This window comes from Pseudonocardia sp. SID8383 (genome assembly GCF_009864975.1).
GTDB lineage: Bacteria > Actinomycetota > Actinomycetes > Mycobacteriales > Pseudonocardiaceae > Pseudonocardia > Pseudonocardia alni.
In genome coordinates this window covers 1-1429 of record NZ_WWFY01000154.1, presented here as the reverse complement: position 1 = coordinate 1429, position 1429 = coordinate 1, and the positions used below count along the sequence as shown (strand labels likewise).

At 74.8% G+C, this 1429-nt stretch carries 3 protein-coding genes; 1 reads left to right on the top strand and 2 read right to left on the bottom strand.

All coding sequences use genetic code 11. From position 1 onward, the window contains the following. Positions 1-210 (bottom strand): hypothetical protein (locus GTW08_RS03855; RefSeq protein ID WP_161151425.1); only part of this gene is annotated, 210 nt, incomplete at its 3' end. 228 nt (positions 211-438) lie between these two features. Here GTW08_RS03855 and lexA point away from each other — a divergent pair. Further along, entirely contained in the window at positions 439-1197 is a 759-nt protein-coding gene (lexA, locus tag GTW08_RS03850; protein WP_073577431.1) for a transcriptional repressor LexA, read from the top strand. Here lexA and GTW08_RS31460 read toward each other — a convergent pair. After that, positions 1128-1429 (bottom strand): hypothetical protein (locus tag GTW08_RS31460; RefSeq protein WP_237453518.1); only part of this gene is annotated, 302 nt, incomplete at its 5' end. The genes lexA and GTW08_RS31460 overlap by 70 nt on opposite strands.

Here is a 1429-nt window from a genome sequence, read left to right as displayed (position 1 = left end):
GGGCGGCCCGGCCGGGCCGTGGGTGGCGACCGCGACGTCGGCGAGCACCCCGAGCGCGACGACCGCGGCCGCCGAGGCGAGCAGGACACCAGATGCGCCCACCGCACGGCGCACGACGCCCGGCGCCCGGCCGGGCCGTACCCCGTCGGTCGTGGTGCGCATCGCGACCCGCCCGATGACCGTCACGTCCCCGATGACCGCCGAACCCACGATCGCCACCCCCGCTGCCGTTCCCGCTGCCGGTCGCCCCCGCGGGCCGGACGGCGACGCGGACCGCGTCCGATCGAACCCGTGTTCGATCGAACGCCTGTGCGATGTTGTACCACCGCGGCCCGACGGAATCCACGACACGCCCCGGGCGACTTCGAACGCATGTTTGGCGAACGGGATCGTGGCGGCTAGGGTCGTCGCCGTAAGTACCCCGAGGAGGCGAATGCGATGGCAGCGGACGACACCGGACACGGTGGTCCCGGCGTGACCGGCACCGCCGCGGACCGGGGATCCGCGAAGGTCCGGGAGTTCCCCGACCCCGCGGCCGACACCCGCGGCCTGACCCCGCGGCAGAAGAAGGTCCTGGCCGTCATCCGGGACTGGGTGGACCGGTACGGCTACCCGCCCAGCGTCCGCGAGATCGGTGACGCGGTGGGCCTCACGTCCACCTCGTCGGTGCACCACCAGCTCCGCACCCTGGAGCGCAAGGGCTTCCTCCGGCGCGACCCGAACCGCACCCGCGCGGTCGACGTCCGCAGCCCGGAGCAGATCGCCGGTACCGACGGGGCGGACTCCGACACCGACACCGCCGATCTGCGGTCCGCGCGGCCGGCGCCGGCGTTCGTGCCGCTCATCGGCGACATCGCCGCCGGTGGCCCGATCCTGGCCGAGCAGGCCGTGCAGGACGTGTTCCCGCTGCCGCGCGAGATCGTCGGCGAGGGCACGCTGTTCCTGCTCAACGTCAAGGGCGACTCGATGGTCGACGCCGCGATCACCGACGGCGACTGGGTCGTCGTGCGCCAGCAGCCGGTGGCCGAGCAGGGCGAGGTCGTGGCCGCGATGATCGACGGTGAGGCGACCGTGAAGACGTTCCGCCGCAAGGACGGGCACATCTGGCTGATGCCCGCGAACGACGCCTACGACCCGATCCCGGGTGACGACGCGTCGATCCTGGGCCGCGTCGTGGCGGTCCTGCGCCGCCTCTGACCGCCTCGGACGGCGCCGGCGATCAGCAGCGTCCCGAGCGCCGCGGCCCCGCCCGCGGCAGGCAGCCACGACGGGTACGTGCGGTACTCCGGCACCTCGGCGGGCTGAGGCACGACCGGTGCCTGCGCGACGGTCGCCGCGGACACCGCGCCCGGGACGACCGTGATCGCCGCCGCGGTCAGGCCCCGTGCCTCGCTCCCGGAGTGCAGCGCGCCCCGGCCGTCCGGGGCGA